Source organism: Sphingomonas sp. UYEF23, assembly GCF_040546165.1.
GTDB lineage: Bacteria > Pseudomonadota > Alphaproteobacteria > Sphingomonadales > Sphingomonadaceae > Sphingomonas > Sphingomonas glacialis.
Genome location: NZ_JBEPNG010000004.1, coordinates 94,203 through 118,140, shown reverse-complemented (window position 1 = coordinate 118,140; position 23,938 = coordinate 94,203). Strand labels below are relative to the sequence as shown.

The window sequence follows — 23,938 nt, the reverse complement described above, 5'->3', positions numbered from 1 at the left end:
GCAACCGAGCCGTTCCCCGGCGAAGGCCGGGGCCCAGTCGTGCTGGAGGCGACGATCGCGCGAAACCGCTCGCTTACCTCCGCCCTTGCTACTGGGCCCCGGCCTTCACCGGGGAACGGGGGTGTGATCTGTTGGCTTCCTTGTTGGCAGCGGCGTGGCAAAGCCACGCCGTCGGTCGGCGCTGTAGCGCCGCCGGCCGGTCTGATCGCGGCGGGGCCGCGCCGTAGCTTTGCTACGGCTTGGCGCGATCAGACTCAGACGTGGATCGCCTTCCCTCTCACCGCCATCGCCGCTTCCTTCATCGCCTCGCTATGCGTCGGATGCGCATGGCAGGTGTAGGCGATGTCCTCGCTCGTCGCGCCCATCTCCATGCCGAGCGCAGCCTCGGCGATCATCGTGCCCGCAGGCACCGCGATCGCCCAGACGCCGAGCACGCGATCGGACTTGGCATCGGCGATGATCTTCACGAAGCCGTCGGGGTCGTGGTTGGTCTTGGCGCGGCTGTTGCCCGCCGTCGGGAACTTGCCGACCTTGATCTCGCCGCCGTTCTTGGTCGCCTGCTCGCGCGCGACTTCCTCGGTGAGGCCGACGCCGGCGATCTCGGGCCAGGTGTAGACGACGCTCGGGATGACCGCGTGGTTCACGATGCCGGTGTGGCCCGCGATGTTCTCGGCGACCGCAATGCCTTCGTCCTCGGCCTTGTGCGCGAGCATCGGGCCCGGAATCACGTCGCCGATCGCCCATACGCCGGGGACGCTCGTCTGGAAGCGGTGATCGGTGTCGATCTGGCCGCGCGGGTTGGTCGAGAGACCCGCGTTCTCGAGCGCGAGGCCGTCGGTGTTGGGACGGCGGCCGATCGAGACGAGCACGCAATCCGCTTCGATCGTCTCGGCTGGGCCGCCGGCCGACGGCTCGACGGTGAGCGTCGCCTTGTCGCCGTTGACCGTCACGCCGGTGACCTTGGTCGAGAGCTTGAACTCGATGCCCTGCTTCTTGAAGACCTTGTTCGATTCCTTGCGGATATCGCCGTCGAAGCCGGGGAGGATCTGGTCGAGATATTCGACGCAGGTGACACGTGCGCCGAGCCGGCGCCACACACTGCCGAGCTCGAGCCCGATCACGCCGCCGCCGATCACGACCATATGCTCGGGCACCTTGTCGAGCTCGAGCGCGCCGGTCGAATCGACGACGACCTTCTGGTCGACGGTGACGCCGGGCAGCGGGGTGACCGACGAGCCGGTCGCGATGACGATGTCCTTGGCGGTGACGGTCTGCTCGCCGACCTGGACGGTATGCGAATCGACGAACGCGCCGCGGCCCTTGAGCCAGGTGACCTTGTTCTTCTTGAACAGGAAGGCGATGCCGCCGGTCAGCTGGTTGACCGCGTCGAGCCGCTGCGCGTGCATCTGCGGAAGGTCGAGCTCGGGCGTGACCTTGATGCCCAGCTTGGCCATCGTGCCGTTGGCGGCGGCGTCGAAATACTCGCTCGCGTGGAGCAACGCCTTCGACGGGATGCAGCCGACGTTGAGGCAAGTGCCGCCTAACGTCTCGCGCGATTCGACGCAGGCGGTGCGCAGGCCCAGCTGGGCGGCGCGGATCGCCGCGACGTACCCGCCGGGGCCCGAGCCGATGATGAGGACGTCGTAATCGTAGTCAGCCATGTGTCACTCCGTTCGCCCCGAGCTTGCCGAGGGGCTGCCTTCTCTTCCGTCCGACAGACAAGGACAGTGCTTCGACAAGCTCAGCACGAACGGAATATGGGTAGGTGCGATCCGATATTACAGGTCGATCAGGATCCGCGTCGGATCTTCGATCGCATTCTTGAGCGCGACGAGGAACGTCACCGCTTCGCGACCGTCGATCAGGCGGTGATCGTAGCTCAAAGCGAGGTACATCATCGGGCGGATCACGATCTGGCCGTTCACGACGACCGCGCGGTCCTCGATGCGGTGCAGGCCGAGCACGGCGGCCTGCGGCGGGTTGATGATCGGGGTCGACATCAGCGAGCCGAACACGCCGCCGTTCGAGATGGTGAAGGTACCGCCCTTCATCTCGTCCATCTTGAGCGTGCCGTCCTTGGCGCGCTTGCCGAAATCGCCGATCGTCTTCTCGACCTGCGCGACCGACATCTGGTCGGCATCGCGCACGACCGGTACGACGAGCCCGCCGGGCGACGACACCGCGACCGAGATATCGGCGTAATCGTGATAGACGATCTCATCGCCCTCGATCGAGGCGTTGACGCTCGGGATGTCCTTGAGCGCGAGGCAGGCCGCCTTCACGAAGAAGCCCATGAAGCCGAGGCGGACGCCGTGCTTCTTCTCGAACAGATCCTTGTACTTGGCACGCGCCTCGATGACCGCGGTCATGTCGACGTCATTGAAGGTCGTCAGCAGCGCGGCGGTGTTCTGCGCTTCCTTGAGGCGCTTGGCGATCGTCTGGCGCAGGCGCGTCATGCGGACGCGCTCTTCCTTGCGGCCGGTCGACGCAGCAACCGAAGCCGAGACCGGCGGCGCGGCGGCGGGTGCCGGGGTCGAGGCGGCAGCGGCGGCGACGTCGTCCTTGGTCAGGCGGCCGTCCTTGCCGGTGCCCTTGACCGTCGCGGGGTCGACACCGTGCTCGAGCACGGCGCGGCGAACCGACGGCGAGAGCGCGGCGGGCGTGTCGCGCGGGTCGGAGGCAGGCGCCTGCTGGCCGGCGGTCGCGGCGGGCGATGCCTGGGCCTCAGCCGCGGGCGACTGGAGCACGGCGGGCTGCGGCGCGGTAGCGGTGGCGGGCGCGCCCTCGCCTGCGTCGATCGTCGCGATCATGGCGCCGACCAAGACGGTGTCACCGACCTGCACCGCGTGCTGGCCCATCACGCCGGCGACGGGCGACGGGACTTCGACCGAGACCTTGTCGGTCTCGAGGCTGGCGATCGGCTCGTCGACCGCGACCTTGTCGCCGGGCTGCTTGAGCCATTCGCCGAGCGTCGCTTCGGTGATCGATTCACCGAGTACCGGTACTGTGACTTCGGTTGCCATATCAGCCTCTTTTCTCTTCCCCGGCGAAGGCCGGGGCCCAGGTGCGCAACGCTTGCCGATCAAGCGCTGCGCGAAATTACGAATGCCCGGCTGCTCGCGCAGCCGGGGTAACGATCAAACCTTGCGTGTCCGGCGAATTTCCTCGCGGACGCTGTGCCGGAGCGCATCGGCGACGAGCGCCGCCTGCTCGGTCTGGTGCCGCTTCATCAAGCCCGTCGCCGGCGAGGCCGAGGCCGCACGCCCGGCATAGCGCGCACGCTGCACCGTGCCGCCCGCTTCGATGAGGCATTCCTCGATGAACGGATCGACGAAGGTCCACGCGCCGTTGTTCTTCGGCTCTTCCTGCGCCCACACCACCGTTTCGAGGTTCGGCATGCGCTTGAGACGCTCGACCAGCGGCTCACCCGGGAAGGGGTAGAGCTGCTCGACACGAACGATCGCCGTGTTCTGGTCGCCCGCGGCATCGCGCGCTTCCATCAAATCGTACGCAACCTTGCCGGTGCAGAGCACGAGGCGCTTCACGTCCGCATCGGCGGGCGCCGAAGGGTCGCTCAGCATCCGCTGGAAGTGGCTGTCGCCGATGAAATCAGCGGTCTTCGACACCGCCAGCTTGTGGCGCAGCAGCGACTTGGGCGTGAAGATGATCAAGGGCTTGCGGAACGAGCGGTGCATCTGCCGGCGCAGCAGGTGGAAGTAATTGGCCGGCGTGGTGCAGTTGGCGACCTGGATATTGTCCTGCGCGCAGAGCTGCAGGAAGCGCTCGACGCGGGCCGACGAATGCTCCGGCCCCTGCCCTTCATAGCCATGCGGCAGCAGCATCACGAGGCCGTTGGCGCGCAGCCACTTGGCTTCGCCCGACGCGATGAACTGATCGATCATGATCTGCGCGCCGTTCATGAAGTCGCCGAACTGCGCCTCCCACAGCACCAGCGTCTTCGGATCGGCGAGCGCATAGCCGTACTCGAACCCGAGCACGCCATATTCGCTCAGCGGCGAGTCGAGCACTTCGAAGCGGCCATGCTCGACGGTCGAGAGCGGGCGATACTTGTCCTCGTTGGTCTGATCGACCCACACCGCATGGCGTTGCGAGAAAGTGCCGCGGCCCGAATCCTGGCCCGACAGGCGGACGCCATAGCCCTCCGAGAGCAGCGACCCGAACGCCAGCGCTTCGCCGGTCGCCCAGTCGAAATTCTCGCCGGTCTTGAACATCGCCCGCTTGGCGTCGAGCACGCGGTTGAGCGTCTTGTGGACGGTCAGCCCCTCGGGGATCGTCGTCAGCGTGCGGCCGAGCGAGTCGAACAATTTCTGCTCGATGCCCGTCTCGACGTTGCGGCGCGCGCTTTCCGAATCGGCGGGCGAGTGCAGCCCCGACCAGCGACCGGCGAACCAGTCGGCCTTGTTGGGCTTGTAGGTCGCGCCAGCTTCGAACTCGCCTTCGAGCAGCGTCGTGAACTGCGCGATATTGGCGTCGATCCACGCGCGGTCGATCACCTTCTGCTCGATCAGCTTGGCGCCATAGATTTCGCTGACCGGCTGATGCTTGCGGATCACGTCGTACATCAGCGGCTGCGTGAAGGACGGCTCATCGCCCTCGTTGTGACCGTTGCGGCGATAGCACCACATGTCGATCACCACGTCGCGGTGGAACTTCTGGCGATATTCGATCGCCATCTTGGTGGCGAAGGTCACCGCCTCGGGATCGTCGCCGTTGACGTGGAAGATCGGCGCCTGGACGCCCTTGGCGACGTCCGACGGGTATGGCGACGAACGCGCGAACTGCGGCGACGTCGTGAAGCCGACCTGGTTGTTGATGATGAAGTGGACGCAGCCGCCGGTGTTGTAGCCGCGGATGCCGGAGAAGCCGAGGCACTCCCAGACGATCCCCTGTCCCGCGAACGCCGCGTCGCCGTGGATGAGGACGGGGAGCGATGCCTTGTGCTCGTCGAGATCGCCCGCGATCGTCTGGATCGCGCGCGTCTTGCCGAGCACGACGGGGTCTTCCGCCTCGAGGTGCGACGGGTTGGCGACCAGCGACATATGGACGCTGATCCCGTCGAACTCGCGGTCGGTCGAGGTGCCGAGGTGGTACTTCACGTCGCCCGAACCCGCGACGTCGTCGGGATTGTCCGACCCGCCGCCGAATTCGTGGAAGATGATGCGGAACGGCTTGGCCATCACGTTGGTCAGGACGTTCAAGCGGCCGCGATGCGCCATGCCGAAGACGATATCGTTGATGCCGAGCGCGCCGCCATATTTGATGACCGACTCGAGCGCCGGGATCATGCTTTCGCCGCCATCGAGGCCGAAGCGCTTGGTGCCGACATACTTCTTGCCGCAGAAGCGTTCCCACTGCTCGGCTTCGATCACCTTGTTGAGGATCGCCTTCTTGCCGAGATCGGTGAACTCGATCGCCTTGTCCTTGCCTTCCATGCGGTCCTGCAGGAAGCGACGCTCTTCGACGTCGGCGATATGCATGTATTCGAGGCCGACATTGCCGCAATAGTTGGTGCGCAGCGTGTCGACGAGCTCGCGGATCGTCGCCCATTCGAGCCCCATCGCGCCGCCGAGATAGACCTTGCGGTCGATATCGGCGTCGGAGAAGCCGTGATATTCGGTCTTCAGATCATCGGGCATGTCGCGCGTCGACAGACCGAGCGGATCGAGATTGGCGGCGAGATGGCCGCGCACGCGGTAGGTGCGGATCAGCATCATCGCGCGGATCGAATCGCTCGCGGCGCGCAGGATCGCGTCCTCCGAGGGCGCCGGGGCAGCCGCCGCGGCGGGAGCTGGCTTTGCGCCACCGCGTGCGGGCTTGGGCGCGGGCTCCATCTGGGTCGGGTCGAGCGCCGAGGTGAGATCGTCGGTCGAGGAAAGCGGCCAGTTCGCCTGCTGCCACGAAGCGCCTTCGGTCGAGCCTTCGAGGCCTTCGAACCAGGAGCGCCACGACGGCTCGACGCTGTCGGGCGACGTCTTGAAGCGTGCGTAGAGCGACTCGATGAAGGCGGGGCTTACGCTGCCCGCAACATCCGCGAAATCCTGGCCTTCAATGCCCATATCGAGTCCTCGTCACCCCGGCGTAGGCCGGGGTCGCTGTGTTTGGGGCAACCGCTGCGCAACAGTAACGCAGCGGCCCCGGCCTTCGCCGGGGCGACGCCCGAGATTAACCGTTCAGCACTGCCAGCAAGGTCGTGCCCAGTTCCGAGGGGCTATCCGCAACGCGGATACCCGCAGCTTCCATCGCCGCGATCTTGTCCTCGGCGCCGCCCTGGCCGCCCGAGACGATCGCCCCGGCATGGCCCATGCGACGACCCGGAGGCGCCGTGCGGCCCGCGATGAAGCCGGCCATCGGCTTGCTGCGACCGCGCTTGGCTTCGTCACGCAGGAACTGCGCGGCTTCCTCTTCGGCCGAACCGCCGATTTCGCCGATCATGATGATCGACTTGGTCTCGTCGTCCGCCAGGAACAGCTCGAGCACGTCGATGAAGTTCGTGCCGTTGACCGGATCGCCACCGATGCCGACCGCGGTCGTCTGACCAAGGCCTGCGTTCGACGTCTGGAACACCGCCTCATAGGTGAGCGTGCCTGAACGGCTGACAACGCCGACCGACCCCTTGCGGAAGATGCTGCCGGGCATGATGCCGATCTTGCACTCACCCGGCGTCAGCACGCCCGGGCAGTTCGGGCCGATCAGGCGCGACTTGGAACCCGACAGCGCGCGCTTGACGCGGACCATGTCGAGCACCGGGATGCCTTCCGTGATCGTGACAATCAGCGGAACCTGTGCGTCAATCGCCTCAAGGATCGAGTCGGCCGCGAAGGGGGGCGGAACGTAGATGACGCTTGCGGTCGCGCCGGTCTTGGCGACGGCCTCGGCGACGGTGTCGTACACCGGCAGGTCGAGGTGGGTGGTGCCGCCCTTGCCGGGCGTCACGCCGCCAACCATCTGCGTGCCGTATTCGAGCGCCGCCTTGGTGTGGAAGCTGCCGGTCTCACCGGTCATGCCCTGGGTGATGACCTTGGTGTTCTTGTCGACGAGAATGCTCATGTGGCGTTCGATCCCTTACAGCGTCCACCCCGGCGAACGCCGGGGCCCAGTTGGAATGGCGGTTATGGTTGTGCGATGCGGTCGTAAAGGTCTTCCCACTCCGGGTTGAGCCCTTCGATCTCCTGCAGTTTCCAGCTTCTCCGCCACTCCTTCATTCGCAGCTCGCGCTGCCGTGCTTCTTCCCAACCGTCGTGCGCTTCGTACCAAACCAGAAGCTTGCAACCGTAACGCTTCGTAAAACCTTCGACGACACCGCCCCGATGTTCCCAAGCCCGCTTCGCCAAATTGACCGTCGAGCCGAGGTAGATCGTTCCGTTGCGCTGGCTGGCCATGATATAGACATAGGCGTGTCCGTTCATAGCCAGCGTCCCACGACTGGGCCCCGGCGTTCGCCGGGGTAGTGCCTAATTCCTTAGTTCAAGCTGCCGTCGATCGCCTTGCACGCGACCAGCAGTTCCTTGACCGCGTCGACCGAGACCGAGAGGTTGCCCTTGGCTTCGTCGTCGAGTGCGATCTCGACGATCTGCTCGACGCCGCCCGCACCGATCACCACCGGAACGCCGACATAGAGATTGTCGATGCCGTACTGGCCGGTGAGGTGCGCCGCTGCCGGGAGGACGCGCTTCTGGTCGTAGAGATAGGCTTCGGCCATCGCGATACCGCTGGTGGCGGGCGCATAATAAGCCGAACCGGTCTTGAGCAAAGCGACGATCTCGCCGCCGCCGCCGCGCGTGCGCTTGACGATCGCGTCGATCTTCTCCTGGGTCGAACGGCCCATCGCGATCAGATCGGGGACCGGGATGCCCGAGACGGTCGAATACTGGATGACCGGGACCATCGTGTCGCCGTGGCCGCCAAGCACGAAGCTGGTGACGTCCTTGACCGAAACCTCGAATTCCTCGGCGAGGAAGTGGCTGAAGCGCGCCGAGTCGAGCACGCCGGCCATGCCGACCACCATGTGATGCGGGAGCCCCGAGAATTCGCGCAGCGCCCACACCATCGCGTCGAGCGGGTTGGTGATGCAGATGACGAACGCGTCGGGGGCGTTGGCAGCGATGCCCTCGCCGACGGCCTTCATGACCTTGAGGTTGATACCGAGCAGATCGTCGCGGCTCATGCCGGGCTTGCGCGCGACACCAGCGGTGACGATAATCACGTCGGCGCCGGCGATGTCCTTGTAATCGTTGGTGCCGGTGACCTTGGCGTCGAAGCCCTCGACCGGCGAGCACTGGCTGAGATCGAGCGCCTTGCCCTGCGGCACGCCTTCGACCACGTCGAACAGCACGACGTCGCCCAGACCCTTGAGCGCTGCGAGGTGCGCGAGCGTGCCACCGATGTTACCGGCGCCGATCAGCGCGATCTTCTTGCGAGCCATCTGGGATCCTTCCGACTATCGCCCGCATCCGGGCGTTGTGATTGGGGCCGCGGACGCGCGGCTGGGCAGATGGCGCGCGGCTTAGGCCGGTTTGCGCCTCGGGGCAACCGTAAAGGCGAGTGGGTTAACAAGCAGTATTGCGACTAATTCGCAAGTGCAATTGGGCAGGCTCACACTCTGTACCTAGGATGAACGCGACAGCGCTCAGTCGGTGCCATGCCCCTGCGCAAGATACGCTTCCGAGCGCATTTCTTCGAGGCGACTGATCGTGCGTTCAAACTCGAAGCGGCCATCCCCCGCTTCGTAGAGCAGCGCGGGCTCGGCGTCGGCGGCGGCGAGCAGTTTGACCTTATGTTCGTACAGCGCATCGATCAAAGCGACGAATCGCGCCGCCTCGTTGCGCATGTCGGGGCCGAGCTTGGGGATGCCGACGAGGATCACGGTGTGGAAGCGCCGCGCAATCGCGATGTAGTCGGCGGCACCGCGCGCCTCCCCGCAGAGCCGCTTGAAGCTGAAGACCGCGACACCCTTGAGCGCCTTGGGAACGTGGAGCGTGCGGCCCTGGACGATCATCTCTTCGGACGGAACGTGGGCGCGGTCCTCGACCGGGAAATCGGTGAGGCGGAAAAAGTCGCCCGATAGCGTCGCGGTCGCCTGCGGGCCGTTGGGAACGAGCCAGGTGTCGACCTGCCCCAGGCGATCGCGGCGGTAATCGGTCGGGCCGTTGAGCGCGAGCACGTCGAGCTTTTGCTCGATCAGCGCGATGAACGGCAGGAAATGCTCGCGGTTGAGCCCGTTCTTGTAGAGATCGGCGGGCGGGCGGTTCGAAGTGGTCACCACGGTCACGCCCTCGTCGAGCAAATGCGTGAACAGCCGCGACAGGATCATCGCGTCTGGGCTGTTGGTGACCATCATCTCGTCGAACGCGAGCAGGCGCGTTTCCTCGGCAAAGGTTCTGGCGAGCGGCGGGATCGGGTCGCCGAGTTCCTTGGCACGCTCGGCGGCGAGGCGCTGGTGCACTTCGAGCATGAATTCGGCGAAATGGACGCGGCGCTTGCGGCGGATGTCGAGGCTGTCGAAGAACAGGTCCATCAGCATCGACTTGCCGCGACCGACCCCGCCCCAGATGTAGAGCCCGCGGGGTGGCTCAGGCTTGCGGCCGAGCACGCGCCACAGCGTGGAGCCGCGTTTTGGGGTGGCCTGGAGTGCGGTCGCGAGATCGGCGAGGCGCTGGGCGGCGGCGGCTTGCTCGCGATCGGGTTTCAGCTCGCCCGAAGCGAGGAGCGCGGCGTAGCGCTTGAGGATGTCGGTCATTCCGTAACGCACCTCACATGGATTCCCACGGAGCTGCAGTTACCGCGAGGTGATCCCTCAAATCCTCCTCCCGGTGGGAGAAGCTGGCGCGAAGCGCCGGATGAGGGTGCTGCGCGCCAGCGGCTGCGTCACCCTCACCCTTACCGCACCTGCTGCGCGGGCCCCTTCCCTCTGCTGGAGGGAGAGGGAGAAAAATCAAACGACGCGTTCGATTTCCATCTTCTTGATCTCGGCGATCGCCTTGGCGGGGTTGAGACCCTTGGGGCAGACGTTCGCGCAGTTCATGATCGTGTGGCAGCGATACAGGCGGAACGGATCCTCGAGCTCGTCGAGCCGCTCGCCGGTCATCTCGTCGCGGCTGTCGGCGAGCCAGCGATAGGCTTGCAACAGGATCGCCGGCCCCAAGAACTTGTCCGAATTCCACCAATAGCTCGGGCACGCCGTCGAGCAGCACGCGCACAGGATGCACTCGTACAGGCCGTCGAGCTTCTCGCGCTCGGCCGGCGACTGGAGCCGCTCCTTGCCGGAGGGCGGCGGGGTGACGGTCTGCAGCCACGGCTTGATCGAGCTGTACTGCGCATAGAAGTGCGTGAAATCGGGGACGAGATCCTTGATCACTTCCATGTGCGGCAGCGGCGTGATGCGGATCTCGCCCTTCACGTCCTCGATCGCCTTGGTGCAAGCGAGCGTGTTGGTGCCATCGATGTTCATCGCGCACGACCCGCAAATGCCCTCGCGGCACGAGCGGCGGAAGGTGAGCGACGAATCCTGCTCGGACTTCATCTTGATCAGCGCGTCGAGCACCATCGGGCCGCACGAGTCGAGATCGACCTCGAACGTATCGTAATGCGGGTTCTGGCCGGCATCGGGATCGTAGCGATAGATCTTGAAGTTCTTGATCCGAGTCGCGTCCGATGCCGCTTTGTGCACCGTGCCGGTCTTCTTGATCTTCGAATTGGCGGGAAGGGAGAATTCGGCCATCGCTGTCTCGTTTCCGTGATGCGTAGCGCCCAAGAGCGCCGGGTTTGCGACCGCTCGTACACAGAGTGAGCGCGGGCCGCAAACCCTAGCTCTGCATTGCAGCATGCAATTGAAAGAGGGTGGGCAATTTGTCCCAGCCGCAGCATCGCTCCTGCGCCCCCTGAAAGGGAGGGAAGCAAGCCCTCAGATCACGTCGAGCACCAGCCCGAGATCGCGCGCCTGCTCGGCCTCGATATACCAGTTCGACGGCGCCTTCTCGCGCAGTTCCTCGAAATCGACCTGGCTGTCCTTGACGATCGCGCGGAAGCCCTCTTCCTCGATCTCGATCGAATGCTCGACTTCGTGGAGCGCCGCCTTGATCGAGGCGACGACCATCCGCAGTGGCCCATCGAGCGTGATCGTCTTCGAAATCTTGCGCTCGTGGATCATCAGCCGCGTGTGCCGGGTGAGAAACCGGCGCCCGACCGGGAACGCCGCCATGAAGGTCGCGCCTGCCGAATAGACCGCGACCTTGCCGAGGAACAGGATCTCGCGCCCGTCATGCTCGTCGAGCAAGCGGATATCGTCGGCCATCGTCCGCGCGACCTCGGGGTCGCCGCCGAGCGTCGTCAGCGCGATGACGATCGTCCCCTCCTCCGGGCAGGCGTCGAGCTGCTGGCGGAAGTTGGTGTACATCAGCTGGTCGACCGGACCCGACAGGCGGATGTGCGGATTGGCGAGCAAGGGGTAGCGGGTGGCGGTCATGCCCGCGCCAACCGGCGAAGCGGGGCCTGGTTCCAGCGCCACCGCAACATCCGAAATTTTCAGCCGGGTTCGATCGGCTGCCGGGGCGGCATGGCGGGGGCGTGGACTGCCCCCGCCACGCTATCAATACACCCGCTTCTTCGGCTTGATGTACTCGGCCTCGTCGGTGAGCGTGTAATCGTGGACCGGGCGATAGCCGATCTCGACCTTGCCGCCGACGCCGCCCCAGCCCGTGAAGGTCGCGGTGGTATGCTTCATCCAGTTCGCGTCGTCGCGATCGGGATGATCCTCGTTGACGTGCGCGCCGCGCGATTCCTTGCGGTTCGCCGCCGACTGCATCGTCACCATCGACTGCGCGAGCAGATTGTCGAGCTCGAGCGTCTCGACCAGATCGGTGTTCCAGATCAACGAGCGATCCGTGACCGCGACGTCGTTGAGCTTGGCGTAGGTCGCCTTGATCTGCTCGACGCCCTCGTTCAGCAGCTCGTTGTCGCGGAACACGGCGCAGTTCTTCTGCATCGTGCGCTGCATCTCGAGCCGGATCTGCGCGGTCGGGATCGTGCCCGTCGCGTTGCGGAAGCGGTCGAGGCGGCTGAGCGACAGCTCTTCCGACCCCTTGGGCAGCGGCTGGTGCGGCGTGTTGGGCTTGAGGATATCCTTGATCCGCAGCCCCGTCGCACGGCCGAACACGACCAGATCGATCAGCGAGTTCGAACCCAGGCGGTTGGCGCCGTGGACCGAGACGCACGCCGCCTCGCCCACTGCGAACAGGCCGGGGACGACCGCATCGGGGTTGCCATCCTTCATATGGACGACTTCGCCGTGATAATTGGTCGGGATGCCGCCCATGTTGTAATGCACCGTCGGCGTGACCGGCAGCGGCTGGCGCGTCAGATCGACGCCGGCGAAGATCTTGCCGGTCTCGGTGATGCCCGGCAGGCGCTCGGCGAGCACCTTGGGATCGATATGGTCGAGATGGAGCCAGATATGGTCGCCATTCTTGCCGACGCCGCGACCCTCGCGCATTTCGAGCGCCATCGAGCGCGATACGACGTCGCGCGAAGCGAGATCCTTCGCCGAGGGTGCATAGCGCTCCATGAAGCGCTCGCCCTCGGAATTGGTGAGATACCCGCCCTCGCCGCGCGCGCCTTCGGTGATGAGCACGCCCGCACCGTAGATGCCGGTCGGGTGGAACTGGACGAACTCCATGTCCTGCAGCGGGAGCCCCGCGCGCAGCACCATCGCATTGCCGTCGCCGGTGCAGGTGTGCGCCGACGTCGCCGAATAATAGCAGCGACCATAGCCACCCGTCGCGAGCACGACATTGTGCGAGCGGAAACGGTGGATCGAGCCGTCGTCCATGCACAGAGCGATCACGCCGCGGCACACGCCGTCTTCCATGATCAGGTCGAGCGCGAAATATTCGATGTAGAAGTCGGCGTCGTACTTCAGGCTCTGCTGGTAGAGCGCGTGGAGCATGGCGTGGCCGGTACGATCGGCGGCAGCGGCGGTGCGCTGGACCGGCGGCCCCTCGCCCATGTTCTGCATGTGGCCGCCGAACGGACGCTGGTAGATCGTGCCATTCTCGTTGCGGCTGAACGGCACACCGGCGTGCTCGAGCTCATAAACCGCCGCCGGTGCTTCGCGCACCATATACTCGATCGCGTCCTGGTCGCCGAGCCAGTCCGACCCCTTGACGGTGTCGAACATGTGCCACGTCCAATGGTCGGGGCTGTTGTTGCCGAGCGACGCGGCGATACCGCCCTGCGCCGCCACGGTGTGGCTGCGCGTCGGGAACACCTTGGTGATGCACGCGGTTTTCAGCCCGCTTTCGGCGATCCCCATCGTGGCACGAAGGCCGGACCCGCCGGCACCTACGACGACGGCGTCGTAGGTGTGATCGATAATCTTGTATGCCTCAGACATGCGGCACTCCGGTGGTGGCGGTGAAGGCGACCTTGAGGATCGCAAAAAGGGCGACGGCGCCGCTGCCGAAGGTGAAGAAGTTGAGCAGCAGCATCAAAGCAACCCGGCTGGCGCCGTGTTGGTAGTCCTCGATCAGCACCTGCAGCCCGAGCCGGAAGTGATAGAAGACCGAGAGGATCAGCAGCACCAGCGGGATCGCCGCCCAGGGCGAGCCGAGCCAGGTGTGGACCGAGTCGTAATCGTAGGCCGGCAGCCGGACGAGCGCGACAAAGAACCACAAGGTAAGAAACAGGTTCGATCCGGCGGTGACGCGTTGCGCCCACCAATGGTGCGCGCCTTCCTTGGCGCTGCCGAGACCGCGGACGCGGCCGAGTTCGGTTCCGTTACCCATCTTACTTGACCCCCACGATATAGGCCCAGACGAGCACGGTTGCCACCACCGCAAAGACCATTGTCGCGATCGAGCCCGAGCGATTGATCTTCAACTCGTAACCGGCGCCGGCATCGAGGAAGAAGTGGCGGATCCCGGTCGCCATGTGCTGGAAGAAGCACAGCGTCATGCCGATGGCGAACAGGTAACCTATCGCACCGCCGGCAACTTCCCCGAACACATGGTAGAAGGTGTGATAGCTCTCGCGCCCCGCCGCGATCGCGGCGAGCCACCAGACGAGCACGACGGTGCCGACGGTCGCCATACCGTCGCCGGTAATGCGGTGGAGGATCGAGACCACCATGTGCGGACCGGGTTTCCAGATCGACAGATGCGGACTGAGCGGTCGGGCGCGGGGTGTTGGGCTGGCCAAGGCTAGGACGTCCTCGTCATATTGGGTTGTGGCTCCTTTAGTCGGCAAGCGCTGCGATGCAAGGTTTCTGGCATGCCACGCACATGCAGCAATTGCAGCTGGGCACTTTGCCCAAGGGCCTGAGCAGGCCGCACGCAGGGCTTACCGAGCGTTAACCAAATCGCGTTAAGCCATCGGGTGACCGCCGACCAGTAGCGTACAGCCCATGGCTGCGGCAGATACGGAGCTTCGCCTTGAACCCCACTGCATTGCCTGCCCCCGGTACGGTCGCCGCGACCATCGATATTCGGGCGCGCCTGCGCGCCTTCGATTTCGACAATACGCTGGAAGCCGCCGCGCGCGACGTGTGGAGCGTCCTCGAGGCCGATGCCGCCGAGATCGCGCTGGCGTTCTGGGCGCAATGGCGCCGCGCGAGCCCGGGCGAAAAGAGCTGGCAGCCGCACGAAGAAACCAAGATGATCGAGCTTGGCGTGACCTTCCTGCGCAATCGCTTCTGCGACGTTTCGGGGCGTGCCTGGATCGAGTCGATGGAGCGATCGGTCGCGTCGGGCTACAAGGAGGGCGTGTCGACGATGGCGCTGCTGTCGATGACCTGCGCGAGCGACCGCGCCGCGCTCGATATCCTGTTCAAGCGCGTCAAGGGCGACGACCCGCGCCTGCCCGGCTTCATCGATACGCTGATGCGGCTGACCGGGCTCGAAGCCGAGATAACCGTCGAAATCTACAACGCCTTCCGCCTCAACAGCGCGCAAGGCGAGCGCGACAGACTCGCCACCGAGTTCCGCGAGCGCATCGCCGCGACGGTCGAGGAAGCGACGCAGGAATCCGAAGTGCTGCGCGGCCAGTCGGTCCGCACCTCGACCTCGGCGCGCGGCATGCTCGGCAAGACGAGCGAAGTCGCCGCCGCCGCCGAGCAATCGGCGATGGCGATGCGCGAGGCGGCGCAGACCGCCGCCGGGCTGATCCGCGCGATCGAGGATGCGCGCTCCGAAGTCGAAGCCGCCGCCGAGATCGCGACACGCGCCTCGACCCAGGCAAGCGCTGCGGTCGGCATGTCGGAAACGCTCAGCGACCATGCCAAGTCGATCGAATCGATCCTCGGGCTCATCCGCGACATCGCCGGGCAGACCAATCTGCTCGCGCTCAACGCAACGATCGAGGCGGCGCGCGCCGGCGATTCGGGGCGTGGCTTCGCGGTCGTCGCGCAAGAGGTGAAGTCGCTGGCCAACCAGACCGCGCGTGCGACCGACGACATCGCCGCCAAGATCGCCGCGATCCAGTCGGCGACGCGCTCGACCGTCGCGACCAACGCCTCGATCAAATCGACCGTCGCCGAGGTCCAGGAAAGCGCCAACCGCATCCGCTATGCGATGGAGGCGCAAGCGCACACCGTGACCGCGATCACCGCCGCGGTCGACGAGACCGCGCTTGCCGCCGATTCGATGTCGAACACCATCACCGCGATCCGCGAGGACACCGAATCGGTCGCCTCCGAGATCGACAGCGTCGGTCGCGGCTTCGATTCGCTCGACCACAAGCTGGGGACCCTAAAGAACCGCGCGAGCGACTTTGTCGCAAAAGTCGCGGCGTAAACCGGGAACGAGGAACTGAGATGGCAGTAAGCGACGCGCTTGTAGGCGCGATCCCGGGTGGGTGGAGCGGCGAACACCGCACCGCCGCCGCCCGTGTCGCCGACTATGATTGGGACGGCAGCATCCGCGCGTGCGCGGCGGAGATCACGCAGGCGATCGCCGGACACGAAGCCGAAATCTCGCGTGCTTTCTGGGAGCATTATCTCTCGCTGCCGGTGAGCGCGCACATCCGCTCGCAATTCACCGCGGACTATCTCGACACGAGAGTCGACAACAGCGCGCGCTACACCCGCGTCAAATATGCCGCGCCGTACGAGGATGACTGGATGCGCATGGCGACGCGCCATGCCGCATCGTCGCAAAAGGCGGGCGTGCCGTTGCAGGCGCTGCTCTCGTCGTTGAGCTTTGCGCATACCCGCACGCTGGTCGCGATCGAAGCCAAGCTCGGCAGCGGGTCGTCGCGGATCGGCGCGCTCGCCGATTGCGTCCAGCGGCTCGCGCTCGTCGAGGCCGATGTGATGGCGTCGTATCTCGGCGCGCACGATGCCGAACGCGCGCGCTCCGAACGGCGCACCCGCTCGGCCGATTTCAGCGCGACGATCGCCAGCTCGATCGAGGGTGCCGCCGCGCTCGGCAACCGCATTCGCGTCCAGGCACAAGGCGCATCGCGCGCGGCGCGCGGGATGCTCGGCCAGACGAGCGAAGTCGCCGCCGCGGCCGAACAATCGGCGATGGCGATGCGCGAAGCCGCGCAGACTGCCGCTGGCCTCATTCGCGCGATCGAGGATGCGCGCAGCGAAGTCGAAGCCGCCGCCGAAATCGCGACGCGCGCCTCGACCCAGGCGACGACGGCGGTCGGCATGTCGGAGACGCTCAGCGATCACGCAAAGTCGATCGAATCGATCCTCGGGCTGATCCGCGACATTGCCGGACAGACCAATCTGCTCGCGCTCAACGCAACGATCGAGGCGGCGCGCGCGGGCGATGCCGGCCGTGGTTTCGCGGTGGTCGCGCAGGAAGTGAAAAGCCTCGCCAACCAGACCGCGCGCGCGACCGACGACATCGCCGCCAAGATCGCCGCGATCCAGTCGGCAACGCGCTCGACCGTCGAGACCAACGCCTCGATCAAATCGACCGTCGTCGAGGTCCAAGAAAGCGCCAACCGCATCCGGTTCGCAATGCAGGCGCAAGCGCAGACCGTCACCGCGATCACCGCGGCAGTCGACGAAACCGCGCTCGCCGCCGATTCGATGTCGGGGACGATCACCGCGATCCGGGCGGGCACCGAGCGAGTCGCGGGCGAGATCGACACGCTCGAACGCGAGTTCGGCACCGTCGACGATCGGCTGGGCGAGCTGAAAGGCGCGGCCGACACTTTCTCGGCGAGCGTGGCGGCCTGATCGTAGCCCCCTCCCCCCCTTCCTTCCAGGGAGGGGAGGCCCGTAGCGCTTGGGCAAACGTCCCGCTAAAGCTCGCAAATGACCAACATCCTCCTCACCGGTTCATCGCGCGGGATCGGTGCCGCCACGCTCACCGCGCTCGAAGCGGCGGGCGCCACCGTCATTGGCCAGGGCACCCGCTCGGGCATCCCCGCCGACTTCGCCGATCCCGCCGCACCGCGCGCCTTGTGGGATGCAGCACTCGCGCGCTGCGACGGGCGGATCGACGTGCTGGTCAACAACGCCGGCGTGTTCGAGGCCAACCCGATCGAGTCCGACGATGCCGCCTGGGTCGAGCAATGGGAGCGCACGCTGCGGATCAACCTGACCGCCTCGGCCGAACTCTGCCGCTTCGCGGTGCGCCACTGGCAGGAGCGCGGCGTCGGCGGGCGGATCGTCAACATCGCCAGCCGCGCGGCCTATCGCGGCGATTCGCCGGCGCATTGGCATTATGCCGCGTCGAAGGCCGGGATGGTCGCGATGACCAAGTCGATCGCGCGCGGCTATGCCCGTAACGGGATCCTCGCGTTCGCGATCTGCCCGGGCTTCACGATGACCGGGATGGCCGAGGAGTATCTCGAGAGCCGCGGCGGCGACGCGCTGCTCGCCGACATTCCACTCGGGCGCGTCGCGATGCCCGAGGAAGTCGCCGAGGCCGCGCGCTTCCTCGCGCTGACCGCGCCGGCGTCGATGACGGGCGCGGTGCTCGACATCAACGGCGCGAGCTACGTCCGTTAGCGCAGCGCGCGCAGCCGCTCGAGATCCTCGGGCCGGTCGATGTCGAGCAGCTCCGCCTCGGGTGCGATGACGTGGCGCCCGGCGCGGACCATCGCGCGCGCGCCTTCGTCGCCCGCGAGTTCGAGGAGCGCCGGAAGCCGCGCTGCGCCGAACAGCGCGGGCGGGCTCGTCTGGACGCCGTTGCTCGAGGCGATCACGGCATTCTCGCCATCACCGTCGACCGCGTCGGCGAGGCGATAGATGTGCGACGCGGTCACGCGCGGCATGTCCGCCAGCGCGATCACCGCGCCGGCACAGCCGAGCTCGATCGCGGCGCGCACACCGAGCTTGACCGATCCCGCCATGCCGTCGCCGGGGTCGGCATTGTGGAGCACGGTGTAGCCCCGACTGCCGAAATCGAGCGCGGTGTTCGAACAGACCGCAAAACGCGCCTTGAACGGCACATCCTCGAGCGCGGTGACGACGTGGAAGGCGAGCGGCTTGCCGAGAAAGTCCTGCTGCAACTTGTCGGCATCGCCGAAGCGTTCGGACCGCCCCGCGGCGAGCAGGATCAGCACATAGTCGTCGATCGCGATCATCTCGGTTCTCCGGCGCGGCTGCCCCTAGCCCTGCGGCATCAACGCGCGCCGTCGCCGATATGGTCCGCACAGCGCTGCGCTATCGAGGCTTTTCGCGTGGCGCGCTATCGTCAAACTGTCATCGTCTTGCCCCATGCGGGCGGACACGACGCTGCCAAGAGGATTTTCACGACGATGACGCATTCGAGCACCGCCAAGGCCGCCCAGACAGTCGCGGCGCTGTTGCTGTCGCTGGCGTCGAGCGCGGCGATCGCGCAGACTGGCGCGATGCCCCACCCCGTCACCGCGCAACCGCTCTCCCCGCCGATCGTCATCGCGCACCGCGGCGCGAGCGGGCTTCGGCCCGAGCATACCATCGCCTCGTACACGCTCGCGATCGAGCAAGGCGCCGATTTCATCGAGCCCGACCTCGTGCTGACCAAGGACGACGTCTTTGTCGCGCGGCACGAGAACGACATCACCGGCACCACCGATGTCGCCAAGCACCCTGAATTTGCCGCGCGCCGCACGACCAAAATGATCGACGGCGAGAGCCATACCGGCTGGTTCACCGAGGATTTCACGCTCACCGAGCTGAAAACGCTGCGCGCGGTCGAGCGTTTGCCCAAGCTGCGCCCCGGCAACGTCAAATATGACGGTCAGTTCGAAGTTCCCACGCTCGCCGAGGTGATCGCTCTGGCGAAACAGCATTCGGTCGGCGGGCGCGTCGTCGGCATCTATCCCGAGACCAAGCATCCGAGCTATTTCGCGCGCATCGGCCATCCGATGGAAGCGCGGCTCGTCGCGCAGCTGAAGGCGGCAGGCTGGGACAAGCCGAGCGACCCGGTGTTCATCCAGTCGTTCGAGGTCGACAATCTCAAGCGCATCCACGCAATGACGGGGCTGCGGCTGATCCAGCTGATGGACGCGAGTGGCGGGCCAGCCGACCATGCCGTGCCGAGCTATGCCGCGATGGTCACGCCCGAGGGGCTCAAGGCGGTCGCGAAATACGCGTATGGCATTGGCCCCGGCCTCGCGATGATCGAGAATGGCGATGCGCCGCCGACGACCCTGGTCGCCGATGCGCATGCCGCCGGCCTGCGGCTCCACCCCTGGACCTTCCGCGCCGAGAACATCTTCCTGCCGCCGAGCCTGCAGACCGGCACCGATCCGGCGGTCCACGGGCGGATCGAAGATGCGATGCGGCGCTATCTCGCGCTCGGAATCGACGGCTTCTTTACCGATTTTCCAGGGATTGGCGTAAAGGTGCGCAACGCCCTAAAGGAAAAATGATGCAGTACCGCCCTTTGATCGCCGCCGCCTTGCTCCCGCTGATGATGGGCGGCTGCGTCCGCACCGCTGCCAGCATCGTCACCTTCCCCGTCAAGGCCGCGGGCAAGGCGGTCGACTGGACGACGACGAGCCAGTCCGAAGCCGATCGCAACTACGGCCGCAAGATGCGCAAGCAGGAAGCGCGCGAAGGCGCCGAACGCCGCCGCTGGGCGCAGGAATGCCGTCGCGAGCAGCGCCCCGACTGCAATCGCTACGACGGGTATCAGGCCGGGCGCTGAAGGCCCCTTTGTCACCCCGGGCTCGTCCCGGGGTCCATCGGCCCGCACATCCGTCCCGCGTAGTACGCGCGGCACGGTGGGCCCCGGCACGAGGCCGGGGTGACGTTGCGGTCCGTTCGCTCAGACCTGCCGCTCGACCGCAGCGCCGCCCAGCACCTGCGCCACCGCGAGCAACACCGCCGGGCGCACCTGCACGCCGACATGGCTGCTGCGCACCTCGACCGATCGCCCCGCGGCGTCGTGGCAGATCATGCCATTGACCAGCCCATCGCTGCGGCTCCAGATCGCCGTTGCCGGCACCGGCGGGGTCTGCGCGACCAATGCGCTGTGCGCGACGATCTCGGGCGCGTCGATCCGGTCGCCGGTGAAGAATTCGAACGCGCGCCACACATTGGTCGCACGCGGGCTGCCGGCATAAGGCGAGCTGATCGTCACCACTTCGCGCACCAGCTCGGGCCAGCGATGCGCCGCGAAACGCGCCATGATCCCGCCGAGACTGACGCCGACCAACGTCACCGGCTCGCCGCTCGCCGCGGCCAGCGCGACGATCCGGTCGTGCAGCCGCGCGCCATCGACGCCGATCGTCCGCGCGCCGAGATTGCGCCCGAGCCCCCACCCCTCGGCGCGGTAACCGAGCGAGACGAGGTAACGCTGCAGGAACACCCCCGACAGATCGCTGTTGAACAAGCCTGGCAGCAGCAGCACCGGCCGTCCATCGCCGCGCGGCCCCTTGGCCAGCAGCGACCGCGACCCGAGCAGCGACGCCAGTCCCCACGCCCCGCGCGGCACTTCGAGCGCGAGCAATGCTTTCGACGGCGGCTTCACGTCGCATCTCGTAGCGGATGTCGCGGCGGGGCAAACCAGCCGAGTACCGTCACCGGAAACGGCGTCCACACCCCGATCCGCACCCCGGCCGCTCGCAAGGCGTCACCGGTCCAGGCGTTGCACGTCTCGATCGCGCTGTAGCGCCCGCGCGCCTGGTAGAAGGCATCGTTGCTGCCGTAGCCCGCGCGGTGCCACGCCTGCCGCCCCGCAAAGCTCGCGCGGATAAAGGCCACGAGCCGGCGATATTCGTCAGGCCGCAGCACGAGCACGCGCGCATCGTCGGCCGCGGCGGGCGGCGCGATGTGCTCGACATGCAGCACGGTGCGGTCGCTGCCGAACGCGGCGCGCAGCACGGTGAGCGGCTTCACGTCGCTCCAGCGCGGCGTCTCGAGGTAGAAGGTCCGCTCGCCCCAGCCGATCGCGACATGATCGAAGCCGGCATAGCGCGGATCGGCGAGATCATCGCCAGGCAAAAGGTCGCGCCAATCGACCCCGGCCGCGACCTTGGGCAGCACCAGATCGGTATGCACGCCATTGCTCTCGACCAGGATTCGCACGCCATCGCGCGGCTGGCTCCAGCCAGCATTGCTCGGCGCCGCACCGCCCGCCATCCCCGCCGCGCCATAAGCGACGAGCAATACGGCGATTATGCCAGCCACGCTGACTACCCGCCCAAGAATTCGTTTCATGCGTAAGCATTCCAGACCCGCAGTGGCTGTGATACCCTGCAGCAATGACCGATGATACGCACGTTCTCGACCGCCCCCCGCCCGGCGCCTCCGCCGATTGGACGATCCCGCAGGATTGGGCGCATTTCAGCCAAGAAGAACACCACGTCTGGGACACCTTGTTCGCGCGCCAGGCAAAACTGCTGCCCGGTCGCGCGTCTGACGCCTATTTGCGCGGGCTAGATGTACTCAAGCTGTCTAAACCGGGGATTCCCGATTTCGACGAACTCTCCGAACGGTTGATGAAGCTCACCGGCTGGCAAGTCGTCGCGGTGCCCGGGCTCGTGCCCGACGCCGTGTTCTTCGACCATATGGCGAACCGCCGCTTCGTCGCGGGCAATTTCATCCGCCGCGCCGACCAGCTCGATTATCTCCAGGAACCCGACGTGTTCCACGACGTGTTCGGCCATGTCCCGATGCTCGCCGACCCCGTCTTCGCCGATTACCTCGCGGCATACGGCCGCGGCGGGCAGCGGGCTCAGGGGCTCGATGCGCTGAAATATCTCGGCCGGCTGTATTGGTACACGGTCGAGTTCGGCCTCGTCGCCGAGCCCGAAGGCTTGCGGCTCTACGGCGCGGGGATCGTGTCGAGCTTTGCAGAGAGCCGGTTCGCACTCGATGATCCGAGCCCCAATCGCATCGCCTTCGATCTCGAACGCGTGATGCGCACCGAGTACCGGATCGACGACTTCCAGCAGAACTATTTCGTCATCCCGAGCTTCGAGGATCTGCTGCGCGTAACGGTCGAGACCGACTTCGCCCCGCTCTATACCAAGCTTGCCGAGATGCCCGACGTGCCGGTCGCGCAAATCCTGCCCGACGACACGCTGCTGACGCGCGGGTCGCAGGCCTATGCGCTGGCGAAGGCGTCGTGAGCCGCGCCGAACGCGAGCGCTGGGCGATGGCCGAGGAACAGTGGCCGACGCTGCAGGCGTTCATGACCGAGCGGCTCCATGTTTTCGGCCATTTGAAGGCGCTGCATGCCGAAATCGCCGAGGCGCTGCCACAGCTGAGCTTCGACGAACGCGCGACGATGGCGAGCGAATGCCGCGATTTTCTCCAGACGTTCAAGACACGCTATGACGACCGCGAGTTCCTGCGCGACGGCTTCGGCGTGCGCGGCGAGCTGCCGATCGACGATCGCGGGCGCAGCCAGGCCGGGCTGACGCGCGCCAAGGTGATCTACGATTCGCTGCTCGCCTCGCTCCGGCGCGAGAAGGCCGAGTGGCAGCCGGCCTGACGCGTCGCTAGAGATCGAGCGCCCAGCCGTCGCGTCCCTTCGGGTCGATCGGCTTGGTCGGGACATAGCGCACCGCGCCCGCGACGAGCCGCAGGATCGTCCAGTCGCCACGCCGGTCGGTCTCGGCCAGCGTGCAGCCGCAGCCGGCAAACGCCGCGACGACATCGACGCGCTGCGTGTCGAGCAAGCCCGCCAGGACGATCGTCGCGCCGGGCGCGGCAATTGCGGCGAGCTCGGGCGCCATCGACACCAAGGGGCCCGCCAGGATATTGGCGATCACCAGATCGTACGGCGCGCGTGCGGTGATCGTGTCGTCGAGCGCACCGTCGGCGACGATCAGCGCGATGCCGTCGAGCGCATTGAGCTCGGCATTCTCGCGCGTGACGATGATCGCGCGCGGGTCGATATCGGTCGCGACGATCTCGGCCGTCGGCCACAGATGCTGTGCGGCGAAAGCGAGCAGTCCGGTGCCGGTGCCGATATCGATGATCCGCGCGAACGACTGGTCGGCGAGGCGGTCGAGCATCGCAAGACATCCCGACGTGGTCGCATGGTGTCCGGTGCCGAACGCCTGCCCCGCCTCGATCAGAAAGGCGCGACCGCCTGCGGGGGCGGCGACGGGATGCGCGCTGGTATGGACGACGAAACGCCCCTCGGCGATCGGCTCGAGCCCGTCCTGGCTCAGCGTCACCCAATCCTCATCGGGCAGTTCCTCGACCAGCGGCGCGGTCTCCCCCGCACTCGGCGCGAGCAGGCGGATCGCGGCGATTGCCGAGGGCGTCGGCGCCACCTCGAGATAGGCGTCGAGCCGCCAATGCTCGCGATCGTCCTCCTCGAGTTCGGTCGTCATCAGCACCATGCCCTCGGCGATATCATCGGCGGCATCGATCGCCTCGGCCTCGGCGCGGGTGCAGGGGAGCGTCACTTTCCAGCTGGTCATCGCTGCGTCCTGCCCGCGCCGCCCGCCCCGCGCAAGCGGGCATCCCCACTTCTCTCCGCGTCTCCGCGTCTCCGCGTGAACAAGAAATTGATTTCAC

The 23,938-nt window shown here is 66.4% G+C and carries 23 protein-coding genes; 7 read left to right on the top strand and 16 right to left on the bottom strand.

What is annotated here, in order from left to right; all coding sequences use genetic code 11:
- Positions 1–254: 254 nt before the first annotated feature.
- From lpdA to sdhC, 12 genes are all read right to left on the bottom strand, one after another.
- A complete protein-coding gene (gene lpdA / locus ABIB28_RS09415; protein ID WP_354287940.1) occupies positions 255–1,661 on the bottom strand; it encodes a dihydrolipoyl dehydrogenase in 1,407 nt (468 codons plus the stop codon).
- Between the two features lie 117 nt (positions 1,662–1,778).
- A complete protein-coding gene (gene odhB / locus ABIB28_RS09410) occupies positions 1,779–3,023 on the bottom strand; it encodes a 2-oxoglutarate dehydrogenase complex dihydrolipoyllysine-residue succinyltransferase (RefSeq protein ID WP_354287939.1) in 1,245 nt (414 codons plus the stop codon).
- 114 nt (positions 3,024–3,137) lie between these two features.
- Positions 3,138–6,077: a 2-oxoglutarate dehydrogenase E1 component gene (locus ABIB28_RS09405; RefSeq protein WP_354287938.1), complete on the bottom strand. Its 2,940-nt coding sequence runs from the start codon at positions 6,075–6,077 to the stop codon at positions 3,138–3,140.
- A 106-nt stretch (positions 6,078–6,183) separates the two neighbouring features.
- Positions 6,184–7,068, bottom strand: a complete 885-nt coding sequence (sucD, locus tag ABIB28_RS09400) for a succinate--CoA ligase subunit alpha (protein WP_010183864.1) — start codon at positions 7,066–7,068, stop codon at positions 6,184–6,186.
- A 62-nt stretch (positions 7,069–7,130) separates the two neighbouring features.
- A complete protein-coding gene (locus ABIB28_RS09395) occupies positions 7,131–7,427 on the bottom strand; it encodes a GIY-YIG nuclease family protein (RefSeq protein ID WP_354287937.1) in 297 nt (98 codons plus the stop codon).
- Between the two features lie 53 nt (positions 7,428–7,480).
- Complete coding sequence (gene mdh / locus ABIB28_RS09390) at positions 7,481–8,443, bottom strand: malate dehydrogenase (protein WP_133186470.1); 963 nt, start codon at positions 8,441–8,443, stop codon at positions 7,481–7,483.
- Between the two features lie 204 nt (positions 8,444–8,647).
- Positions 8,648–9,757 (bottom strand): cell division protein ZapE, encoded by a 1,110-nt coding sequence (gene zapE / locus ABIB28_RS09385; RefSeq protein WP_354287936.1) that lies wholly within the window; start codon positions 9,755–9,757, stop codon positions 8,648–8,650.
- A 195-nt stretch (positions 9,758–9,952) separates the two neighbouring features.
- Positions 9,953–10,738 (bottom strand): succinate dehydrogenase iron-sulfur subunit, encoded by a 786-nt coding sequence (locus ABIB28_RS09380; protein WP_133186466.1) that lies wholly within the window; start codon positions 10,736–10,738, stop codon positions 9,953–9,955.
- A 183-nt stretch (positions 10,739–10,921) separates the two neighbouring features.
- Positions 10,922–11,482: a ClpP family protease gene (locus ABIB28_RS09375; protein ID WP_133186464.1), complete on the bottom strand. Its 561-nt coding sequence runs from the start codon at positions 11,480–11,482 to the stop codon at positions 10,922–10,924.
- Positions 11,483–11,605: 123 nt separating this feature from the next.
- Entirely contained in the window at positions 11,606–13,408 is a 1,803-nt protein-coding gene (gene sdhA, locus ABIB28_RS09370) for a succinate dehydrogenase flavoprotein subunit (RefSeq protein WP_189675822.1), read from the bottom strand.
- Positions 13,401–13,799 carry a succinate dehydrogenase, hydrophobic membrane anchor protein gene (gene sdhD / locus ABIB28_RS09365; protein ID WP_133186456.1) on the bottom strand — a complete coding sequence of 133 codons (399 nt, stop codon included), beginning with the start codon at positions 13,797–13,799 and terminating at the stop codon, positions 13,401–13,403. The genes sdhA and sdhD overlap by 8 nt, the downstream gene beginning before the upstream one ends.
- Position 13,800: 1 nt before the next feature.
- Complete coding sequence (gene sdhC, locus ABIB28_RS09360; RefSeq protein WP_354287935.1) at positions 13,801–14,211, bottom strand: succinate dehydrogenase, cytochrome b556 subunit; 411 nt, start codon at positions 14,209–14,211, stop codon at positions 13,801–13,803.
- Between the two features lie 248 nt (positions 14,212–14,459).
- Between sdhC and ABIB28_RS09355 the strand changes: the two genes are divergently transcribed.
- From ABIB28_RS09355 to ABIB28_RS09345, 3 genes are all read left to right on the top strand, one after another.
- Entirely contained in the window at positions 14,460–15,803 is a 1,344-nt protein-coding gene (locus ABIB28_RS09355; protein WP_133191870.1) for a methyl-accepting chemotaxis protein, read from the top strand.
- A gap of 20 nt (positions 15,804–15,823) precedes the next feature.
- The gene (locus ABIB28_RS09350) at positions 15,824–17,203 is read left to right on the top strand and encodes a methyl-accepting chemotaxis protein (RefSeq protein ID WP_133186452.1); all 1,380 of its coding nucleotides are present in this window, start codon (positions 15,824–15,826) and stop codon (positions 17,201–17,203) included.
- 78 nt (positions 17,204–17,281) lie between these two features.
- The gene (locus ABIB28_RS09345; protein ID WP_354287934.1) at positions 17,282–17,980 is read left to right on the top strand and encodes an SDR family NAD(P)-dependent oxidoreductase; all 699 of its coding nucleotides are present in this window, start codon (positions 17,282–17,284) and stop codon (positions 17,978–17,980) included.
- Here the strand turns inward: ABIB28_RS09345 and ABIB28_RS09340 are convergent.
- Positions 17,977–18,558, bottom strand: a complete 582-nt coding sequence (locus tag ABIB28_RS09340) for a nucleotidyltransferase family protein (RefSeq protein ID WP_133186448.1) — start codon at positions 18,556–18,558, stop codon at positions 17,977–17,979. The two genes, ABIB28_RS09345 and ABIB28_RS09340, sit on opposite strands and share 4 nt — an antisense overlap.
- 267 nt (positions 18,559–18,825) lie before the next feature.
- On the opposite strand from ABIB28_RS09340, the gene ABIB28_RS09335 reads away from it, so the two are divergent.
- Together ABIB28_RS09335 and ABIB28_RS09330 are read left to right on the top strand one after the other, a co-directional pair.
- Positions 18,826–19,830, top strand: a complete 1,005-nt coding sequence (locus ABIB28_RS09335) for a glycerophosphodiester phosphodiesterase (protein WP_354288097.1) — start codon at positions 18,826–18,828, stop codon at positions 19,828–19,830.
- Positions 19,830–20,108: a hypothetical protein gene (locus ABIB28_RS09330; RefSeq protein ID WP_133186446.1), complete on the top strand. Its 279-nt coding sequence runs from the start codon at positions 19,830–19,832 to the stop codon at positions 20,106–20,108. Before ABIB28_RS09335 ends, ABIB28_RS09330 begins: the two co-directional genes overlap by 1 nt.
- Before the next feature lie 120 nt (positions 20,109–20,228).
- Here ABIB28_RS09330 and ABIB28_RS09325 read toward each other — a convergent pair whose 3' ends face one another.
- On the bottom strand, positions 20,229–20,933 hold the full coding sequence (locus tag ABIB28_RS09325) for an esterase/lipase family protein (RefSeq protein ID WP_354287933.1): 705 nt from the start codon (positions 20,931–20,933) through the stop codon (positions 20,229–20,231).
- Entirely contained in the window at positions 20,930–21,622 is a 693-nt protein-coding gene (locus ABIB28_RS09320) for a TIGR02117 family protein (RefSeq protein WP_354287932.1), read from the bottom strand. The genes ABIB28_RS09325 and ABIB28_RS09320 overlap by 4 nt, the downstream gene beginning before the upstream one ends.
- Before the next feature lie 44 nt (positions 21,623–21,666).
- Here ABIB28_RS09320 and phhA point away from each other — a divergent pair, with 44 nt between their 5' ends.
- Both phhA and ABIB28_RS09310 read left to right on the top strand, forming a co-directional pair.
- Positions 21,667–22,536 (top strand): phenylalanine 4-monooxygenase, encoded by an 870-nt coding sequence (gene phhA / locus ABIB28_RS09315; RefSeq protein ID WP_354287931.1) that lies wholly within the window; start codon positions 21,667–21,669, stop codon positions 22,534–22,536.
- The gene (locus tag ABIB28_RS09310) at positions 22,533–22,901 is read left to right on the top strand and encodes a hypothetical protein (RefSeq protein ID WP_133186438.1); all 369 of its coding nucleotides are present in this window, start codon (positions 22,533–22,535) and stop codon (positions 22,899–22,901) included. Before phhA ends, ABIB28_RS09310 begins: the two co-directional genes overlap by 4 nt.
- Before the next feature lie 7 nt (positions 22,902–22,908).
- On the opposite strand, the gene ABIB28_RS09305 is transcribed toward ABIB28_RS09310, so the two are convergent.
- Positions 22,909–23,841: a 50S ribosomal protein L11 methyltransferase gene (locus ABIB28_RS09305; protein WP_354287930.1), complete on the bottom strand. Its 933-nt coding sequence runs from the start codon at positions 23,839–23,841 to the stop codon at positions 22,909–22,911.
- Positions 23,842–23,938 lie beyond the last annotated feature (97 nt).